Genomic DNA, 17,909 nt, shown 5'->3' with positions numbered 1-17,909 from the left:
GCATGATTGCGGGCAGTATGGTGGCACTGGTCACACCCATGGATGCACAGGGTCGTCTCGACTGGGACAGCCTGAGCAAACTGGTGGACTTTCACCTGCAAAACGGCACCCACGCCATCGTGGCGGTCGGCACGACAGGTGAATCGGCCACGCTAGACGTGAACGAACACATCGAAGTGATTCGTTACGTGGTCAAGCAGGTTGCAGGGCGCATTCCGGTGATCGCCGGTACCGGCGCCAACTCGACCCGCGAAGCCATCGAGCTGACCACCAATGCTAAGACCGCCGGCGCCGATGCTTGCCTGCTGGTGACGCCGTACTACAACAAGCCGACCCAGGAAGGTTTGTACCAGCACTTCAAGGCCATCGCCGAAGCCGTCGACATTCCGCAAATCCTGTACAACGTACCGGGCCGTACGGCGTGTGACATGCTGACCGAAACCGTGATCCGCCTGTCGACCGTGAAAAACATCATCGGCATCAAGGAAGCCACCGGCGACCTGGCCCGTGCCAAAGCGATCATCGACGGCGTCAGCGAAGACTTCGTGGTGCTTTCCGGCGACGACGCGACAGCGGTCGAGCTGATCCTGCTCGGCGGCAAAGGCAACATTTCGGTGACCGCCAACGTTGCCCCGCGCGACATGGCCGACCTGTGCAACGCTGCTCTGAAAGGCGATGCCGTCACGGCCCGCGCGATTCACGAAAAGCTGATGCCGCTCAATAAAACCCTGTTTATCGAATCCAACCCTATCCCCGTGAAATGGGCGCTGCATGAAATGGGCTTGATGCCGGACGGTATCCGTCTGCCGCTCACCTGGCTCAGCGCTGCCTGTCACGAACCGCTGCGGCAGGCCATGCGCCAGTCCGGCGTACTGGTTTAATTGAGGAAGCACTACGCATGAAGCGATTGGCCGGACTTTCCGCACTTGCCTTGATTATCTCCAGCACCAGTGGCTGTGGATGGGTCTGGGGCCCGGAAGGTTATTTCCGTGACCGTGGTAGCGATTACCTGGAAGCGCAACAGACTGCACCTATGCAATTGCCAACGGACGTCAGCACTGCCAAGCGTCTGGATCCGCTGCTGCCGATCCCGCGCAACGTGGCCGATGACACCGTCAAGGGCGAATACATCGTGCCGCGTCCGCAGCCGCTGTCCGCTGCTGCCGATGCCAGTGCCTACTCGCTGCAGAAGAGCGGTGATTCGAGATCGATCCTGGCCCAAAACCCGCCAGCCGAAGTCTGGCCAGTGGCTGTGCAGTTCTTCCAGGACAACGGTTTCCGTCTGGATGAACAGCGCCCGCAAACCGGCGAGTTCACCACCACTTGGCAGCATTCCGACGAACTGTCCGCAGCGATGGCCAAGCGCCTGAGCGCAGCCGGTGTCGGCGCCGACAGCGAAACCCGCGTGCGGGTCCGTATCGAGCCAGGCGTGCAGCGCAACACCAGTGAAGTCTATGTGGTCAGCGCCGAGCGTCCTGCCGGCAGCACCGCCGATGTGGCCTTCACCAACCGTTCGGTCAACACTGGCCTGGACGCAGCGCTGGTCGACGACATGCTGGCAAGCATGAGCCGCACGTCGGAGAAGGGCGGTTCGGTCTCCATGCTGGCCTCGCGTGATTTTGATGCGCCAAGCCGTGTCAGCCTGAGCGAAGACGGCAGCGGCAACCCGGTTCTGAACGTCGGCACCGACCTGGATCGTGCCTGGTCGAGCGTCGGTCGTGCGCTGGAGCAGGGCGAATGGCGCGTTGAAGACATCAACCGCAGCCTGGGCCTGTACTACATCAACCTGGCCGAAAAAGCCGAGAAGAAAGACGAGAAGCCTGGTTTCCTCAGCGGTTTGTTCGGCAGCAAGCCGGACAAGGAAGAAGTTGAAGCCCGTGCCGAGCGTTATCAGGTTCGCCTGAGCAAGGTAGGCGATACCGTTCAGGTCACCGTCGAGAAAAACATCAACACAGTGGCGCCGGCTGACGTGGCGCGCAAAGTGTTGAGCGTGATTCAGGACAACCTGGGCTGATCACATGCGTTTTGCCGTTCTCGGCAGCGGTAGCCAAGGGAACGGCACGCTGATAGCCAGCGCTGATACGTATGTGCTGGTGGATTGTGGTTTCTCCTTGCGGGAAACCGAAAAACGCTTGCTGCGCCTGGGTGTGAACCCGGCGCAGTTGAGCGCGATACTCGTAACCCACGAACATGCCGACCACGTGCATGGCGTGGGTTTGCTGTCTCGGCGCTACAATCTGCCTGTCTACCTCAGTCGCGGCACCCAGCGCGGGATGCGCAAACCGATTGAACCGGCCGGCCTTCTGGCTGGCGGCGAGCAACTGCAGATCGGCGCACTGAGCATCGGCGTCATTGCCGTGGCCCACGATGCACAGGAACCGACGCAATATGTGTTCAGTGACGGTGAGCGGCGCTTCGGCCTGTTGACCGACCTTGGCTCGTACTGCAACAAGGTGCTGGACGGCTATCGTGACCTCGATGCGTTGATAATCGAGGCCAACCATTGCCGTGACATGCTGGCTCGCGGTCACTATCCGTACTTTCTCAAGCAGCGGGTGGGTGGTGAACTGGGACATTTGAACAACCACCAGGCGGCATTCCTGGTGTCCGAGTTGGGCTGGCAAGGCCTGCAACACCTGGTCCTGGCCCATCTGAGCAGCAAGAACAACCTGCCGCAGCTGGCCCGGCAATGTTTTGTCGACACCCTCGGGTGCGACCCGGACTGGCTGCAACTGGCCGATCAAGATTCAGGGCTCGACTGGCGACACATCGCCTAGCCCACCTACTTAGCAAGCGGAGCCCATCATGGAAAAACGTGAAGAACTCTACCGCGGCAAAGCCAAATCGGTTTTCAAGACCGATGACGCTGACCGCTTGATCCTGCTGTTTCGCAACGACACCTCGGCGTTCGACGGCAAGCGCATCGAGCAGCTCGACCGCAAAGGCATGGTGAACAACAAGTTCAACGCCTTCATCATGCAGAAACTCGAAGCAGCCGGCGTGCCGACTCAATTCGACAAACTGCTGGGCGACAACGAATGCCTGGTGAAAAAACTCGACATGATCCCGGTCGAGTGCGTCGTGCGTAACTACGCCGCCGGCAGCCTGGTCAAGCGCCTGGGCGTCGAAGAGGGCATGAAGCTCAACCCTTACACCTTCGAACTGTTCCTGAAGGACGACGCCAAGGGCGACCCGTTCATCAACGAATCCCACGTCGTGGCGTTCGGTTGGGGCACCGCCGAGCAACTGGTTCGCATGAAAGAACTGTCGCTCAAGGTCAACGAAGTCCTGAGCAAACTGTTCGACGACGCCGGCCTGCTGCTGGTCGACTTCAAACTCGAATTCGGCGTGTTCTCCGACGGCTCCATCGTCCTGGGCGACGAGTTCAGCCCGGACGGCTGCCGTCTGTGGGACAAGGCCACCGGCAAGAAAATGGACAAGGACCGCTTCCGTCAGGGCCTCGGTGACGTCATCGAAGCCTACGAAGAAGTCGCCAATCGTCTGGGCGTACCGCTTTAATCGACGCAAGCATCTGATAGCACGGAAAAAATTTCGCTTTGGGGGTTCGCTTCCGGCAAAAGTGTTGTTATGATGCGCGCCGTTGGAGAGATGCCAGAGTGGCCGAATGGGACGGATTCGAAATCCGTTGTACCTTCACCGGTACCTAGGGTTCGAATCCCTATCTCTCCGCCATTACATAGAAAAAGCCCCGTAGCTGAATAAGCTACGGGGCTTTTTCGTTTCTGTAGATTTTTTAGTGCGTTTTTTAGGGGGCGCCTAGAAGTAAGTACTAGGCGTCGGTATTCAGCGGTGGCCACCTCGTCAACACCTTGACAGCAGATGTACGTTCGTACGCATCTCTCGGATTTTGCCTACAACTGCGCCGAGAGTCCCGCCGATATTCTTGTGGCCTTACAAAAACAGCTGAATCCCGGATGTGAAAACGCAGCTTTCCAGTCTCTGGAAAAGCGGCGTTTTTGCACATTTATTGGGAGTCAGCTCACGCATCGGCGACATTGCTAGCCGCTGCCAAACCTTGTTTGGTATCATGAGTTAATACCATGAATAATAAACAGCTCAGTACGCTCAGAGCGGTCTTCTCAAGGCCGGCGCCCAACACTCTGGAGTGGGCCCGTGTCGAGTCCTTGCTGGGCGCAGCAGGGGCCAGAACCATTGAAGGCAACGGATCGCGGGTACGTTTTGAACTCAACGGTGTGGTCGCAACTTTTCATCGGCCCCACCCAGACAAAGAAGCCAAGCCCTACCAGGTGCGTGATGTTCGGGCTTTCCTTGAACAAGCAGGAGTTATCCCGTGAACGTTATGAATTATCAGGGCTACGCCGCCCGGATCGAATACAGCGATGAAGACAGCCTGTTTGTTGGCCATATCGCCGGTATCAAGGATGTCGTTGGGTTTCATGGCGAGTCAGTCAGCGAGCTTCGCGCAGCATTTGAAGAGGCCGTCACAGATTATCTGGAGACGTGCGCCAAGCTCGGCCGCTCCCCGCAAAAACCCTATTCGGGCAACCTCAGCCTGCGTCTCGCACCAGCACTTCACGCAACAGTCGCTGTTAAAGCACAGCTCGCTAACAAGAGCATTAATCAGTGGGTGGCTGATGTTCTTGATCGCGAGGCACATGCCTGACGAGTTCATGCGGTGCTGAGCTCTATTCTGTGCAATTGGGGTGGAGCTTAAAAACAGCCGTGAAGCTGCTCAATCAGAGCAGCTTCGTATTAGCCCGCCAATCTTACGGCTGTGAGTAACCCAGTTTCCTCTTGATCAGCTCGTAGACATCCCTGTGTGTGGAGTTGTGCAAGGTTTTGTCCTTGCAGGCGGATGCCAGTAATGTTTTGACCTCTTCCTTCGCATGAGGGTAAAGGCCTGCGACGTAGTCGGCTTCATGGGCTTGGGTGCAGTTGAAGTGTTTGTCGTCTTTTGCTTTATCTCTAGCCATTGCAGAGGCTCCTTTTGAGTTCGCATGATTGTCGGTGGTCAGGGCCTTTTCGCCCTGCACGTCGCAGAGCTTAGGGGCCAAGCTTGATGTCGCCAGGGGCTTGGACAAATCAGGAAGGGGCTGTCAGACGATGCCGGAGTCTGCCTTTGCACTAAACAAAAAAGCCCTGCAGGCGTAAACCTGCAGGGCTTCTTGGTCCGACTGGCCATCTCATTCAGCCCCGTAGCTTATTCAGCTACGGGGCTTTTACGTTTTCGGAGAAGTGAAAGGCTCAAGGTCTAGCCCCGAACCCGATGCTCCGTGAACTCGTAGTCCTCTTGGCAGTCGGCAGTAGGATCTTTGACGGTGTTCACGTAGTGAACAGTGTTTCCGTCCAGCATTTTGTAGTTATAGATTTCCGGAGTACGAACGCCGTCTGTTTTAAGCTCATTCTTGCCATTGGCCGCAGACCATGACCCGCGCTCGGTTTGAATGGGCCTGGTTTGTTGCGCATCTTTGAAGAACGTAATCGAGAAGCGACCATTGGGTTCAAAATGGGTATTCCACGACAGGAACTGACATTTCCCGCTTTCTTCGCGCATTCCTTGCCATGAGCCGACGAGGGATTGGTCAGTGGCTGGACTCTTCGACGTACAAGCACTTAGCGCTGTGGTCAGAAGGATTAGAGAAAAAGTGATGCCCCGTTGCATGTACAACTCCATTTGATGTGTTTGTGTAGGATCCAGCAGCCAATCGGCGTAAGAAAGATAAACCCCTTCTTGAGAAAAGTGACTCCCCCGAGTCAGTCTATTTAACCTGCGCCCTATCCATTGGTTGCCCCGTGAACCAAGGCTTCTTCCCCGAAATATCCCCTGACATTGCAAAACCTCGCCGCCCAAAAACCTCATCTACTCTGGTTTCGCAGGTCACTGACCTGCCGTTATCAGCAATCGCAAGGAGCGATCAATGTACTTTGAGATTTACAGGCAAACCCGTGGCACCCCGCACACCGGCAAAGGTCAATGGCGGTGGCGTTTACGGGCGGGGAATAATGAAACGATTGCCAGCGGGGAGGCTTACGTCAACAAGGCGGATTGCGTGCATGCCATCAGCCTGATCAAGGGCACTCAGGATCAGACTCCGGTGAAGGAAATCTAGGCCTCGAGCGGTGAAGCTGCTCAATCAGGGCAGCTTCGTTTCAAGCAGCCTTGCAGCCCGATCAAATGCAAACTGCTTGAGTCGCATAGACGCCCGTTGCGACAGCTACCTAAACTGTCAGCAGATTTGGGGATTGGGGGCAGTGGATGAATCGCAACGAACTACGCAAGGCGGATATCAACCTGATGGTGGTGTTCGAAACCTTGATGCTCGAACGCAACGTTACCCGTGTGGCGGAGAAGTTGTTTCTCGGGCAGCCAACCATCAGTTCGGCGCTCAACCGCCTGCGTACGATGTTCAACGACCCGCTGTTCATTCGGGTTGGCCATCGAATGGAGCCGACTGCCCGGGCCGAGGAGCTGATTCAGTATTTGTCGCCGGCGCTGGACTCGTTGTCGGTGGCGTTAAGCCTGACCCATGATTTCGACCCGACCGTCAGCACCATGACGTTTCGTATCGGGCTGTCGGACGATGTCGAGTTCGGCCTGTTGCCGCCGTTGCTGCGTGCCTTGCGCCAGGAAGCACCGAAGGTGGTGTTTGTAGTGCAGCATGTCGATTACTGGCGAATTCCCGATTTGCTGGCATCCGGCGACATCACGGTGGGTATCAGTCAGACCCGGGGTCTGCCGGCCAATGCCAAGCGCAAATTGTTGCGGCACATCCAGCCCAGGATCCTGCGCGCCGATGCGTCCGACACGCCGCTGACCCTCGATGAGTATTGCTCGCGCCCGCACGTGCTGGTGTCTCACACCGCCAACATCAGTGGTTACGCTGACGAGTGGCTGGCGGAGATCGGGCGTACACGCCACGTAGTGTTATCCGTGCCGCAATACAGTTCCTTGCCAGCCTTGCTCGCCGGAACCGATCTGATCGCCAGCCTGCCGGATTACACCGCCGAGGCGATGGCGGCGTCCGGACAGTTGTTCATGGAGCCTTTTCCGTTCAAGACACCGACGCTTGACCTGTCGATGGTCTGGCTCAGCCACGTCGATACCGACCCCGCCGAGCGCTGGTTGCGCTCGCGACTGGAGGCGTTCATGAGTGAGCGATTAGCGTCGCCGCCGTCCCGGTGAGCAGGACCACTCTGTGTTATATGTACGACCTTTCCGCCTACTTTCAGGAGCCACGTCATGCCCCACCTGCACATGGAATACACCGCCAACCTGCCTGATTTGAACGCCGACGTGGCGTTGATCCGGCTTAACAATACGTTGGTGGCTTCCGGTCAGTTTGCTGCCGAATACGACATCAAAAGCCGAGCCGTGAAGGTCGAAACCTTCAAGGTCGGTACTGCATTGGCTGAGCGGGCATTTGTGCACGTGAAACTGGCGTTGTTGAGTGGCCGCTCGCCGCAGATCAAAAAGCAGTTATCCGAAAGCCTGTTGGCGGTGGTGCAGGACTTGTGTGAATGGCCGGCGGGGGTTGAAGTGCAGTTGGCTGTAGAAATCCTCGACATCGATCGGGAGTCCTACAGCAAAGTCGCCATCAACAACTGAGTCTCAGGCCGTGGCCTGTTCAGTGCAGGCCTTGACCACTTGTTCACGCAGCCAGGTATTGGCGCTGTCTTGATCGGCGCCTTGACTCCATTGCATGTCGAGGGTGAAACCCGGCAGGCCGTTGGGCGCTTCGCAGTGATTGAAAATCGCCTCGCTGGCCAGTAAATGCTGGATGCGTCGGGGCAGGGTAACGATGAAGTCGGTGCCTGTGATCATTTTCAGCGCTGCGCTGTAGCTGTTGGAGCGTGCGACGATTTGCCGTTTTTGCGCTTGCTGCGCCAGCCAGCCGTCGACCATGTTGGTGGTCGATGTCCAGGGTGTAGGAAACACGTGCCGGCGTTCGGTGAAGGCTTGCAGACTTAAACGCGGCTCCAGCGGCGTGGCGCGTTTATCGAAGACGCAGACCAGATCGTCCTCCAGCAGCATGCGGGATTTGAAGTCGGTGTGACTGCGATGAAAATTCGGGCCAAAGCAAATCACCAGGTCGAGACTGCCGTCGCGCAGTTCTTCGGCCGGGATGTCGGTTTCGAACTTGTGCATGTTGACCATCACCGGTAAGTCGGCGAAATCAAAGCTTTTCAATAGCCGCGGCAGGATTAACTGCTCGAAGTATTCCGGTGCGCAGATGTTGAAGGTGACCGGTTGCAGAGTAGGGTCGAACGCCTGCGTCCCGGCGTGACAGAGGTTGATACTGTCGAGGATTTTCAGCACGTGGGTGTACATGGTGCTGGCTTTGTAAGTAGGGCGCATCCCCGCGCGGGTGTTGATGAACAATTCGTCTTCGAATCCGCTGCGTAGCTTTTTCAGGCAATAACTGACGGTGGACTGACTGACGCAGAGTGTTTCGGACACTCCGGTGACGCTGCTTTGTTCATACACGGCGATAAACACCATGAGGTCCTGCATGTCGAGTTTTCTAAGCAAGTTACTGTTCAGCATCCATTCCATCTCGCTGTGATCCTTGCGCTGACTGAGCGCAAACTCGTGCGAATGATCCTAGCGGAACGATGGTCCCAGGAGAATGCCTTGTGGGAAGTTTCCCTTTTAGTTGTGAGGCAGTGCCAAATGCACAGTTCGACGACTGGACATCAATAACGTCAGCATGCCGATGCCTACGAGTACCGCACCGACGATTTCCAGCGGCATCGGCGATTGACGCCACCAGAACCAATGAAACAGCGTGATGAACAGCGTGCTTAGGTAAATGTACGAAATGACCGATGAGGGGGCGATGACGCCGATGGCCCGGTGCAGCAACCAGAAGGTCGCCAGGGTGGCAAACAACGCCAGGTAAATCAGCCAGTAAAAATCATTCAGGGTCAGCAACGATGCCGATCGCCAGCCTCCACTGACCCCACAAAACACCAGCAGGAACAACGCACCGAACAGCATGTTCCAGAAAGTCATGCCCACCGGGCCACGACCCTTGAGGCTGCTGGTTTTCAGCCGCTGACTCAGAGGCGAATAGAGCGCCATCGCCAGGCAACCGAGCCCGTACACCGACACCGCATAGAACGACGGCAACTCGCCGGGCCCAGTGCCTTTCAGCACCAGCATCACGGCCCCGGCGGCCGCAATCAACATCGGCAATACCCGTTGTTTCAGGCTGCTGTCCGGCATCAACACGGCTTCGAAAAGCAGGGTCAGCAACGGCACCAGCGTGAACATCGTGCCGGTGTTGACCGCGCTGGTGTAGCGCAACGCTTCGAACAGCGAGCCAAAATAAACCGCCAGCAGCAGGCCGAGGACGGCATGGCCGAATAACCCGCGTCGATTCATGGCGGTGTCGCCCTTGATCAGCAGCAGCGGCAAAAACACCAGGGCGCAAAACAGCAGGCGCAAGCCGGTCAGCAGGACCGGATCAATGGCCTGACTGACCTGCGCCGCTGCGGAAAACGAAGCAGCGATCAACAGTGCCCAGAGCAGCATGCCAGCGTGGGCGGCGGCGAAACCGGTGTGTTTCATGAGGGCGCTTCCGGGTCAGTGAATGTGGCGGGCGTAGTGCCGCGGGTTGAAGCGCAGGACCATCAACATCATCAGCGCCATGACGCCGGTGAGCGACCACCAGGCCCATTCGAAACTGCCGAGTTGATCGCGGATGATCCCGGCAATCAGCGGCGAGAGGCCGGCGATCAGGTAGCCGATGCCTTGGACGAAAGCCGTCAGCCCGCCTGCACGTTGCGGGTTGTCCAGATGATCCAGCGACACGATCAGGCTCATCGGGAACAGTCCGCCGATGCCCAGCCCCAGCAGGCACGGCCACAACAGACTCAGGTGTTGCGGGCTCACTATCAGCCCACAGAAACCGGCCATGATCAGCGCCAGCAACACCATCAGCACCAGGCGACGGTCACGGCAGCGGTTGGCGATCGCAGGCGTCACCAGGCCGGACAGTACTTCCATGGCCGTGAGGAAACCTAACAACAAACCGGCGTTTTGTTCGCTCCAGCCTTTTTCCACGTAGTACGGCGCCAGCCAGGCCAGCACACAGGTGTAGGACGCTGTGCCCAGACCAAAGAAGATGGCGAGTAACCAGGCGCGGGAGTTGGTGAAAAACGACCTGTTTCGTTGCGCATGAGCGGGCAGTGCCGGCATCGCCGCACGTTGGCCGAGCCAGAAGAGTAGCGCCACCAATGCCAGGATCGACCAGACCGCCAGGCCTCCCCGCCAACTGCCGGTGCGCATCATCACCAGCGGCGCGAAGGACGCGGCGAGGGCGGCGCCACCCATGATCGATGTGACGTAGAGGCCCATGCACACGGAAACGTTGTCGCTGAAACGCGACTTGATCAGCGTCGGCATCAACGCCTGAATCAGCGCGATACCGACACCTGCCAGAACGGCGCTGAGGATCAGTTCGGCCGCGGAGTCGAGGAACAGGCGCGACACTGTCGCCAGGCCGATGATCAACAACGACACCACCACCGTGCGCTGTTCGCCAAGCCATTGGCTGACGCTGAGGCCGAAGAACATCGCCAGTCCCATGGCCATCACCGGCAGCATGGTCAGCAGCGACGCCAGGCTGAAACTCAGCGGGATGTCGCCGCGAATCGCCGAGAGCAAAGGGCCGACCGCGGCCATGGACGGGCGCAGGTTCAGGGCGACGAGCATGATGCTGATCATCAACCAGAAGGCAGGGCGAGAAGTGGCGCGGACGTTTTCCATCGATTGGACCTTGAATGACAGGGCCCGATTAGGCGCGAGAGGCCTGGAAGCCGCAAATCAGAAAGTCCGTTGCGGTATTTAAAAATCAAATACTTCTGCCGCAACGCAGAACCCTGTAGGAGCGAGACCGGCTTGCCGGCGAAAGCAATTTTTCATTCAATATTTATGTTGCCTGACTCTCCGTCATCGCGAGCAGGCTCGCTCCTACAATGGTTTGTGTGGCGGCAGCCACATTGGGTTTAGGGTGGCTGTTTGATTGTTTAGCCAATCCACAACCAAAGTTCTTCAAATCCCGATTTAACGACTTAACCAGCCATGTGACGCTGCTGCTCATCTGTCTACTGCGGTCTTCTTTATGGACGATTGTCCAGTCGCACTTCCTTCCGAACTCGCCTTCTGGGCGTTGTGGCATTGCCGTCACGCGCGCCCACCGGATTCCTGCCTTTCCCGTTGATAGTTCCTACAGGTCCTGCGCTGTGCGCCGGGATCAAACCGGCAGCGCCTGCGCGTTTGCCTGACGCGGAAACAAGAGAATTCCTATGAGTTGTGCCACGACCTCCTTCGCCACGAAACAAGAAGCCCTGACTTTTCTGGAACAGAATCCGGATATCGAGATGTTCGAGTTGTTCATCCTCGACAACAACGGTGTGCCACGGGGCAAGTTGTTGCATCGCGATGAACTGCTGGCGGTCTACGAAAGCGGTCGCCCCCTGCCAAGCACTATCCTGGGCCTGACCATCAACGGCGATGACGTGGAAAACTCGGGTCTGGTCTGGGACGTGGGGGATATCGATTGCCGGGCCTACCCGATCAGCGGCAGCCTGACGCGCATGCCATGGCGATTGATTCCGACGGCGGCGGTGCAGGTCAGCATGCACCCGAAGGAGGGCATGCCGGCGACCATCGCCGACCCGCGGCACCTGTTGGCGAAGGTGATCGAAGGCTTGCAGGCGGACGGCTATTACCCGGTGATGGCCGCGGAGCTGGAGTTCTATCTGCTGGATCAGCAGCGCGACAGCAACGGCCGGCCGCAACCGGCGCGGGATGTCGATGGCGGGCGCCCGCGCGCAACTCAAGTCTACGGCTTGCGTGAACTGGAGCAGATCGAGCCGTTTCTGGCGGATCTCTACAGCGCCTGCAAACTCCAGGGCATCCCGGCGCGCACGGCGATTTCCGAATATGCGCCGGGGCAGGTGGAAATCACCCTTGAGCATCGCACCGACGCCTTGCAGGCGATGGACGAAGCCGTGCGCTACAAGCGCCTGGTCAAGGGTGTGGCACACAAGCACGGGATGACCGCGTGCTTCATGGCCAAACCGTTCGATGACCTGGCCGGCACGGGCATGCATATGCACGTCAGCCTCGCGGACAAGGACGGCAACAACCTGTTCGCCAGCGAAGCCGCAGACGGTACGCCGCTGCTCAAACAGGCGGTTGGCGGGATGCTCAGCACTTTGCTCGATTCGTTGTTGCTGTTCTGCCCGAACGCTAACTCCTACCGTCGCTTCCAGACCAACAGCTACGCGCCGCTGGCGGCCACCTGGGGCGTGGACAATCGCACCGTGAGTCTACGCGTGCCAGGCGGGCCGGCATTCTCGCGGCACATCGAACATCGCATTTGCGGCGCCGACGCCAACCCGTACCTGGCGGCTGCGGCGATTCTGGCGGGTATCCATCGCGGCATTCGCGAACAACTGGACCCAGGTGCGCCCGTGGAAGGCAATGGTTACGCCCAGGCCGCGGAACTGCTGCCCACCGACTGGCTGACCACCTTGCGCGCACTGGAAGGTTCGGGCTGGGCGCGAGAGGCCTTTGGCAGAGAATTTCTGGGTGTTTACCTCGCGGTGAAGCGTGCCGAGTATCGTCAATTCATGGGCGAGGTCGGTGAGCAGGATTGGCGTTGGTACCTGAACCAGGCCTGAACCATTCTCAAATACATCTCAAGATGTAGTTAAACGCCTTAAGCCAACTAATCGTTGGCTTCTTTTTCACAAAAAATTGATGGTTGGCTACTTAAAATTAGTGCTGTCGCGGTCAATGAAATTTTCACATTGACCGACGGCACTTCTTTTCAGGAACAGCCGATTATCATGTGGAAACTCAAAGCCGTTCGCCCCGAGTGGGTGACGTTGATTGCCAGTGCCTTTTTATTGACAGGCTTTAATTTGGTGCTCTGGCAACATTTGTTTGAAATCACCGCGTTCGACGGTCAAGGCATCGTCATGCGTGTGGCTTTTGGCTTGATGATTCTGGCTGCTTTCAACATCGTATTGACCCTGCTGGCGTTCCGCCCGCTGTTAAAACCGGTCTTGACCCTACTCTTCATGATCAGCGCCGGGGTGGCGTATTTCATGGGGCAATACGGTGCACTTATCGACACCGGCATGTTGCGTAACTTTGCGCAAACCAATGCCACGGAAGTGCGTGACTTACTCTCGATAAAGTTACTTGTTTATATTGTTCTGCTCGGGGTTTTACCCTCTTGGTTGTTGTGGAAGACGCCAATTAATTACCGTAGCTGGCACCGTGAGTTGCTCAGTAAAGTACTGGTAAGTGTTGCGTCGGTGGCGGTGATCGGTGGCGTCGCACTGGTCAACTATCAGGGCCTGTCCTCACTGTTTCGCAATCACCATGAATTGCGTTTGATGGTGGTCCCGAGTAACTACATCGGCGCCTCGTTCAGCTACCTGCGTGAGCAAGTCGCTTCGGCCCATCAGCCTTTCGTTAAAATCGGTGAGGACGCCGAGAGAAATCCGACCTGGCAAGCGCACAGCCGCAAATCCCTGACCGTGCTGGTGGTCGGTGAAAGTGCCCGGGCCGAGAACTTCGGTGTGCTGGGTTATAACCGTGACACCACGCCGAAACTGGATAAAGAAGCCGGCCTGATCGCGTTCACCGATGTGCATTCCTGCGGTACTGAAACGGCCGTGTCGGTGCCCTGCATGTTTTCCAACATGGGCCGCAAGGACTACAACGCGAGCAAGGCCAAGAATGAAGAAGGCCTGCTGGATGTGCTCAAGCGTGCAGGCCTCGAGGTGATATGGCGCGATAACCAGTCAGGCTGCAAAGGCACGTGCGACCGCGTCACCCTCGACGATGTCAGTAACCTGAAAGACCCGGTGCTCTGCGCCAATAGTGAATGCCGCGATGAAATTCTCCTGCAAGGTTTGCAGCACTTCATCGACACCCTGGATAAAGACACGGTATTGGTGTTGCACCAGATGGGCAGTCATGGCCCGGAGTATTTCAAGCGCTACCCGAAAGAGTACGAACGCTTTACGCCTGTGTGTGAAAGTAATGCCCTGAATAATTGCAGTCGCGAAAGTATCGTCAATGGTTACGACAACACCCTCGTTTACACCGACCACGTGCTGTCGACCCTGATCGATCTGTTGCGCAGCAACCAGGACAAAGTTGATACCGCGATGCTCTACCTGTCGGACCACGGCGAATCCCTGGGCGAATACAACCTGTTCCTCCACGGTACGCCTTACATGCTGGCGCCGGAGCAACAGAAGCATGTTGCGATGCTGGCCTGGTTCTCTGACAGCTATCAAAAGTCGTTCTCGGTGGACACACACTGCCTGCAATTGAGCCGTGAAAAGCCGCTGAGCCAGGACAACCTGTTCCATTCGATGCTCGGTCTGCTGGAGGTCAACAGTAAGGTCTACAACCAGGATCTGGACCTGTTTGCCGGCTGCCGTGGTGCGGTGATCGACGGCGTCTTGGCCAAAGAGTGAGGGTGGCAACCTTTTTTTCACGTATCGGCCGCTAACCTGCGGCCGGTAGATTTTCCTACAAGAGCAATCACACATGTCCCCTCAACCCCCATCCGCCTTCGAGCTTGAGTTCGCCCGGCGCTATGACCAGGAACACGCCCGCGTCTGCATGCAGCCGCGTCCGCGTGGCCTGGCCGGGCGCCTGGCGTTCTGGCGGGACGAGCAGTTGGTGCGCAACGCGCTCAAAGTGGCCGGCGAGCCGGGGTTGATTCTTGACGTCGCTTGCGGGGCCGGACGTTTCTGGCCGGTGCTGGCCGAACACGCGAACCGGGTGATCCTGGCGTCCGATCCGTCGCAGGACATGCTCGATCACGCCCCGATCCATCACCCGCAAGAGCTGTTGAAACGGGTCAAGACCTTTCAGAGTTCGGCGTTCGCCATCGGCTTGTCGGCGAATGCGGTGGACTGCATTTTTTGCATGCAACTGTTTCAGCACATCGCCTGCGCCGAGCATCGGTCAGCCATGCTCGGTGAGTTCCACCGGGTCAGCCGCGACACCGTGATTGTCGCGGTGCGGGTCGAAGCTCATTTCAAACGCCGGCAACCCGATGCACAAGGCACTCATGCCCGGCATCTGGCCAGTAAGGCCGAGGTGGAAGCCGAGTTCAAACAGGCCGGGTTCCGTTTACTCAGCCATCAGGATTTCCTGCCCGGTTGCACGCGGATGCGCGTCTACGTGCTGCGTAAGGCCAGATAACCTCCCTCCGTCAGACTATTCTTGCTAACAAGCAGGTGTTTTCGCTAAAGCTCTTGTTCAGTGGAGGCGCGGAAATCGCCGGGGGCGATATATACTGCGCGCCATTCTTCAAGGGAGAGCCGTGTGGCCATCGATATTCACTGGATTCGCGACAACGATAGCCTCGGCCGGTTTTGCGCCGAGTGGCAGCAGCTGCCCTACGTTGCCCTCGACACCGAATTCATGCGGGTCGACACCTTTTATCCGATCGCGGGTTTGCTGCAGATCGGCGATGGCGTACGCGCTTACCTGATTGACCCGTTGACCATCGACAACTGGCAACCCCTGGCCGCGTTGCTGGAAAACCCGGCGGTGGTCAAAGTCGTCCACGCGTGCAGCGAAGACCTCGAAGTGTTGCTGCGCCTGACCGGCAGCCTGCCGGCGCCGCTGTTCGACACGCAATTGGCCGCCGCCTACCTGAACCTCGGTTTCTCCATGGGGTATTCGCGGTTGGTGCAGGAAGTGCTCGGCATCGACCTGCCCAAGGGCGAGACCCGTTCCGATTGGCTGCAACGCCCGCTGTCTGACACCCAGATCAGCTACGCCGCCGAAGACGCCTTGCACCTGGCGGAAGTTTTCGTACAGCTTCGTCCGAAGCTGTCTGACGACAAGTACGCCTGGGTCCTGGAAGACGGCGCCGAGCTGGTGGCCAACCTGCGTCGTGAAGTCGACCCGTACGAGGTTTACCGCGAAGCGAAACTGGCCTGGAAGTTGTCTCGCGCTCAGCTCGCCGTTTTGCGTGAACTCTGCGCCTGGCGTGAACGCGAGGCCCGCGCCCGTGATCTGCCGCGCAATCGCATCATCCGTGAACATTCCCTGTGGCCGCTGGCGCGCACGCAACCGGACAACCTCGGGGCGTTGGCGAAAATCGAAGACATGCACCCGCGTACCGTGCGTCAGGACGGCGAATTTCTGCTTGATCTGATCAAGCGCTCTGGCAGTGTGTCGCCAGATCAATGGCCGCCTGCCGTGCCGGAACCGTTGCCGGTGGATGCTGCCGCACTGATCAAACAGTTGCGTGCACTCGGCCAGGCCGAAGCCGAGCGACTGAACGTCGCGCCGGAACTGATGCTGCGCAAGAAAACCCTGGAAGCGCTGCTCAAGAGCGGCTTCCCCAATGGTCCTTACCAATTGCCTGATTCGCTGCGTGGCTGGCGCCGCGAATTGATGGGCCAGGCGCTGCTCGACAGCCTGGCCACCGCCGGAGAACAGCCTTGAAACGTATTTGCTCCATCTATCGAAGCCTGAAGAAAAACGAGATGTACCTCTATGTGCTCAAAAGCGATGCACTGGAGCGCGTTCCGGAAAGTCTGATGGCCGCTTTCGGCAAACCTCACCACGCGTTTGACCTGGTGCTGACCCCCGAGCGCAAGCTGTCGCGCGAGGACATCGCCGTGGTGCTGGAAAACCTCGACAAGCAGGGCTATCACCTGCAAATGCCGCCGGCCGAAGACGAATACATCGAACACTTGCCGGAAGAGTTGTTGCGACGCAACGACCCGATGTAGTCGGCAGACAGGCTCTGTTCAGAGCCTTTATGAAAAACTGGAATGATTTTGGCGATGGCCGCAACGAGGGAGCGATACTCCCTCGGCGGCCGTCTGCACTGCTTTTGAAAGGTTTGAACCATGCGCGTTCTGATTGCTGAACACGACCACCCTGTGTATGCCCAACTGTTGCGTCAGGCAGCACCTGATCTGGAAGTGCTGACCAGCGGTGACTCCGCCGAACTGGCCAGTCAGGCTGCCGATTGCCCGATCTGGCTGGGTCAGCCGGACCTCCTGGCCACTCTGTTGCGTCAGGGCCACCAGCCACAATGGTTGCAGTCGACGTGGGCCGGGATCACGCCGCTGCTGGCCGACGGTTTGCCGCGCCACTATCGCCTGACTCGCGCTGTCGGGATTTTCGGTCAGGTCATGGCTGAATACGTGCTGACCTACATGCTCGGCCACGAACGCGAAGTGCTGCCGCGGCTGGTCAGTCAGGTCGAGCGCAAATGGGACAGTCGTCAGGGCCAAAGCCTGGCGGGGCGCAAGGTCTTGATCGTCGGCACCGGCGATATCGGCCAGACCGTCGCGCAGTTCCTGCTGCCGTTTGGCGTCGAGTTGTATGGCATCGCCAGCGAAGCCCGCGAGCAGGCTCCGTTTGTCGAAGTGGGAGCGCTGGCGGACTTGCCGCGCCTGGTCGGTGAAGTGGATTACGTGATCAATCTGCTGCCAAACACCCCGAGCACCCACGACCTGTACAACGCGGCGCTGTTCAAGCAATTCAAGCCGACCGGGTTGTTCATCAACGTCGGGCGCGGCGTGGCGGTGGTCGATGCGGATCTGGTGGAAGCCTTGAAGGAAGGGCATCTGGCGGGCGCTGTGATCGACGTCTGCCGTCAGGAGCCGCTGCCGCAACGTCATCCGTTCTGGACGGCCTGGGGCCTGCTGCTGACCGGCCACAGCTCCGCACCAACGTCACCGACGATGATGGTGAAGTTGTTTGTCGAGAATTTGCGGGCGTATCAGGCGGGTGAAGCGTTGCGCGGCGAAGTGGATTTCAATCGCGGGTATTGAGCCCACTGCAATAAAAAATGTGGGAGCGGGCTTGCTCGCGAAAGCGGTGTGTCAGTCGACATTAACTCTGTCAGGTACAC

Annotated in this window: 20 protein-coding genes and 1 tRNA gene; 16 read left to right on the top strand and 5 right to left on the bottom strand. The window is 58.3% G+C overall.

Annotation, left to right across the window (positions count from 1 at the left end; translation table 11 throughout):
- Positions 1-2 precede the first annotated feature (2 nt).
- The 7 genes from dapA (at position 3) to KGB25_RS26210 (ending at position 4,645) form a co-directional block, all read left to right on the top strand.
- Positions 3-881, top strand: coding sequence for a 4-hydroxy-tetrahydrodipicolinate synthase (gene dapA / locus KGB25_RS26240; protein ID WP_008034926.1), 879 nt, complete (start codon positions 3-5; stop codon positions 879-881).
- A gap of 17 nt (positions 882-898) precedes the next feature.
- Positions 899-2,014 carry an outer membrane protein assembly factor BamC gene (gene bamC, locus KGB25_RS26235; RefSeq protein WP_008034927.1) on the top strand — a complete coding sequence of 372 codons (1,116 nt, stop codon included), beginning with the start codon at positions 899-901 and terminating at the stop codon, positions 2,012-2,014.
- Between the two features lie 4 nt (positions 2,015-2,018).
- Complete coding sequence (locus KGB25_RS26230) at positions 2,019-2,777, top strand: MBL fold metallo-hydrolase (protein ID WP_223437288.1); 759 nt, start codon at positions 2,019-2,021, stop codon at positions 2,775-2,777.
- A gap of 28 nt (positions 2,778-2,805) precedes the next feature.
- Entirely contained in the window at positions 2,806-3,519 is a 714-nt protein-coding gene (gene purC / locus KGB25_RS26225; RefSeq protein ID WP_008034929.1) for a phosphoribosylaminoimidazolesuccinocarboxamide synthase, read from the top strand.
- A gap of 84 nt (positions 3,520-3,603) precedes the next feature.
- Positions 3,604-3,693, top strand: a tRNA-Ser gene (locus tag KGB25_RS26220).
- Positions 3,694-4,061: 368 nt separating this feature from the next.
- Positions 4,062-4,316, top strand: coding sequence for a type II toxin-antitoxin system HicA family toxin (locus KGB25_RS26215; protein WP_008036132.1), 255 nt, complete (start codon positions 4,062-4,064; stop codon positions 4,314-4,316).
- Positions 4,313-4,645 (top strand): type II toxin-antitoxin system HicB family antitoxin, encoded by a 333-nt coding sequence (locus KGB25_RS26210; protein ID WP_008036135.1) that lies wholly within the window; start codon positions 4,313-4,315, stop codon positions 4,643-4,645. The genes KGB25_RS26215 and KGB25_RS26210 overlap by 4 nt, the downstream gene beginning before the upstream one ends.
- A gap of 103 nt (positions 4,646-4,748) precedes the next feature.
- Here the strand turns inward: KGB25_RS26210 and KGB25_RS26205 are convergent, their stop codons facing one another.
- Both KGB25_RS26205 and KGB25_RS26200 read right to left on the bottom strand, forming a co-directional pair.
- Positions 4,749-5,036: a hypothetical protein gene (locus KGB25_RS26205; RefSeq protein ID WP_223437286.1), complete on the bottom strand. Its 288-nt coding sequence runs from the start codon at positions 5,034-5,036 to the stop codon at positions 4,749-4,751.
- Between the two features lie 197 nt (positions 5,037-5,233).
- Complete coding sequence (locus KGB25_RS26200; protein WP_192228699.1) at positions 5,234-5,644, bottom strand: hypothetical protein; 411 nt, start codon at positions 5,642-5,644, stop codon at positions 5,234-5,236.
- Positions 5,645-5,900: 256 nt separating this feature from the next.
- On the opposite strand from KGB25_RS26200, the gene KGB25_RS26195 reads away from it, so the two are divergent.
- The 3 genes from KGB25_RS26195 (at position 5,901) to KGB25_RS26185 (ending at position 7,588) form a co-directional block, all read left to right on the top strand.
- Positions 5,901-6,092, top strand: a complete 192-nt coding sequence (locus tag KGB25_RS26195; protein ID WP_008034931.1) for a YegP family protein — start codon at positions 5,901-5,903, stop codon at positions 6,090-6,092.
- 146 nt (positions 6,093-6,238) lie between these two features.
- A complete protein-coding gene (locus tag KGB25_RS26190; RefSeq protein ID WP_008034933.1) occupies positions 6,239-7,165 on the top strand; it encodes a LysR family transcriptional regulator in 927 nt (308 codons plus the stop codon).
- 57 nt (positions 7,166-7,222) lie between these two features.
- Entirely contained in the window at positions 7,223-7,588 is a 366-nt protein-coding gene (locus tag KGB25_RS26185) for a 5-carboxymethyl-2-hydroxymuconate Delta-isomerase (RefSeq protein ID WP_192228700.1), read from the top strand.
- A gap of 3 nt (positions 7,589-7,591) precedes the next feature.
- Here KGB25_RS26185 and KGB25_RS26180 read toward each other — a convergent pair whose 3' ends face one another.
- The 3 genes from KGB25_RS26180 to KGB25_RS26170 all read right to left on the bottom strand — a co-directional run bounded on the left by KGB25_RS26180 (position 7,592) and on the right by KGB25_RS26170 (position 10,753).
- A complete protein-coding gene (locus KGB25_RS26180; protein WP_223437295.1) occupies positions 7,592-8,527 on the bottom strand; it encodes a LysR family transcriptional regulator in 936 nt (311 codons plus the stop codon).
- A 105-nt stretch (positions 8,528-8,632) separates the two neighbouring features.
- Positions 8,633-9,553, bottom strand: coding sequence for a DMT family transporter (locus KGB25_RS26175; RefSeq protein ID WP_223415205.1), 921 nt, complete (start codon positions 9,551-9,553; stop codon positions 8,633-8,635).
- Between the two features lie 15 nt (positions 9,554-9,568).
- Complete coding sequence (locus KGB25_RS26170; protein ID WP_223437284.1) at positions 9,569-10,753, bottom strand: cyanate transporter; 1,185 nt, start codon at positions 10,751-10,753, stop codon at positions 9,569-9,571.
- Positions 10,754-11,292: 539 nt separating this feature from the next.
- Between KGB25_RS26170 and KGB25_RS26165 the strand changes: the two genes are divergently transcribed.
- From KGB25_RS26165 to KGB25_RS26140, 6 genes are all read left to right on the top strand, one after another.
- On the top strand, positions 11,293-12,675 hold the full coding sequence (locus tag KGB25_RS26165) for a glutamine synthetase family protein (RefSeq protein ID WP_223437282.1): 1,383 nt from the start codon (positions 11,293-11,295) through the stop codon (positions 12,673-12,675).
- A 168-nt stretch (positions 12,676-12,843) separates the two neighbouring features.
- Positions 12,844-14,493: a phosphoethanolamine transferase gene (locus tag KGB25_RS26160; RefSeq protein WP_223437280.1), complete on the top strand. Its 1,650-nt coding sequence runs from the start codon at positions 12,844-12,846 to the stop codon at positions 14,491-14,493.
- A 73-nt stretch (positions 14,494-14,566) separates the two neighbouring features.
- The gene (locus KGB25_RS26155) at positions 14,567-15,229 is read left to right on the top strand and encodes a class I SAM-dependent methyltransferase (RefSeq protein ID WP_192228704.1); all 663 of its coding nucleotides are present in this window, start codon (positions 14,567-14,569) and stop codon (positions 15,227-15,229) included.
- A 123-nt stretch (positions 15,230-15,352) separates the two neighbouring features.
- Positions 15,353-16,486 carry a ribonuclease D gene (gene rnd, locus KGB25_RS26150; protein ID WP_008034962.1) on the top strand — a complete coding sequence of 378 codons (1,134 nt, stop codon included), beginning with the start codon at positions 15,353-15,355 and terminating at the stop codon, positions 16,484-16,486.
- Positions 16,483-16,776 carry a YcgL domain-containing protein gene (locus KGB25_RS26145; RefSeq protein WP_223437279.1) on the top strand — a complete coding sequence of 98 codons (294 nt, stop codon included), beginning with the start codon at positions 16,483-16,485 and terminating at the stop codon, positions 16,774-16,776. Before rnd ends, KGB25_RS26145 begins: the two co-directional genes overlap by 4 nt.
- A 120-nt stretch (positions 16,777-16,896) precedes the next feature.
- Complete coding sequence (locus KGB25_RS26140; protein WP_008034968.1) at positions 16,897-17,829, top strand: D-2-hydroxyacid dehydrogenase; 933 nt, start codon at positions 16,897-16,899, stop codon at positions 17,827-17,829.
- Positions 17,830-17,909 lie beyond the last annotated feature (80 nt).

This window comes from Pseudomonas sp. BF-RE-21 (assembly GCF_019947305.1).
In the GTDB taxonomy this organism is placed as follows: domain Bacteria; phylum Pseudomonadota; class Gammaproteobacteria; order Pseudomonadales; family Pseudomonadaceae; genus Aquipseudomonas; species Aquipseudomonas migulae.
The sequence above is the reverse complement of the archived record's forward strand: the minus strand, read 5'-3'. Positions and strand labels throughout refer to the sequence as shown.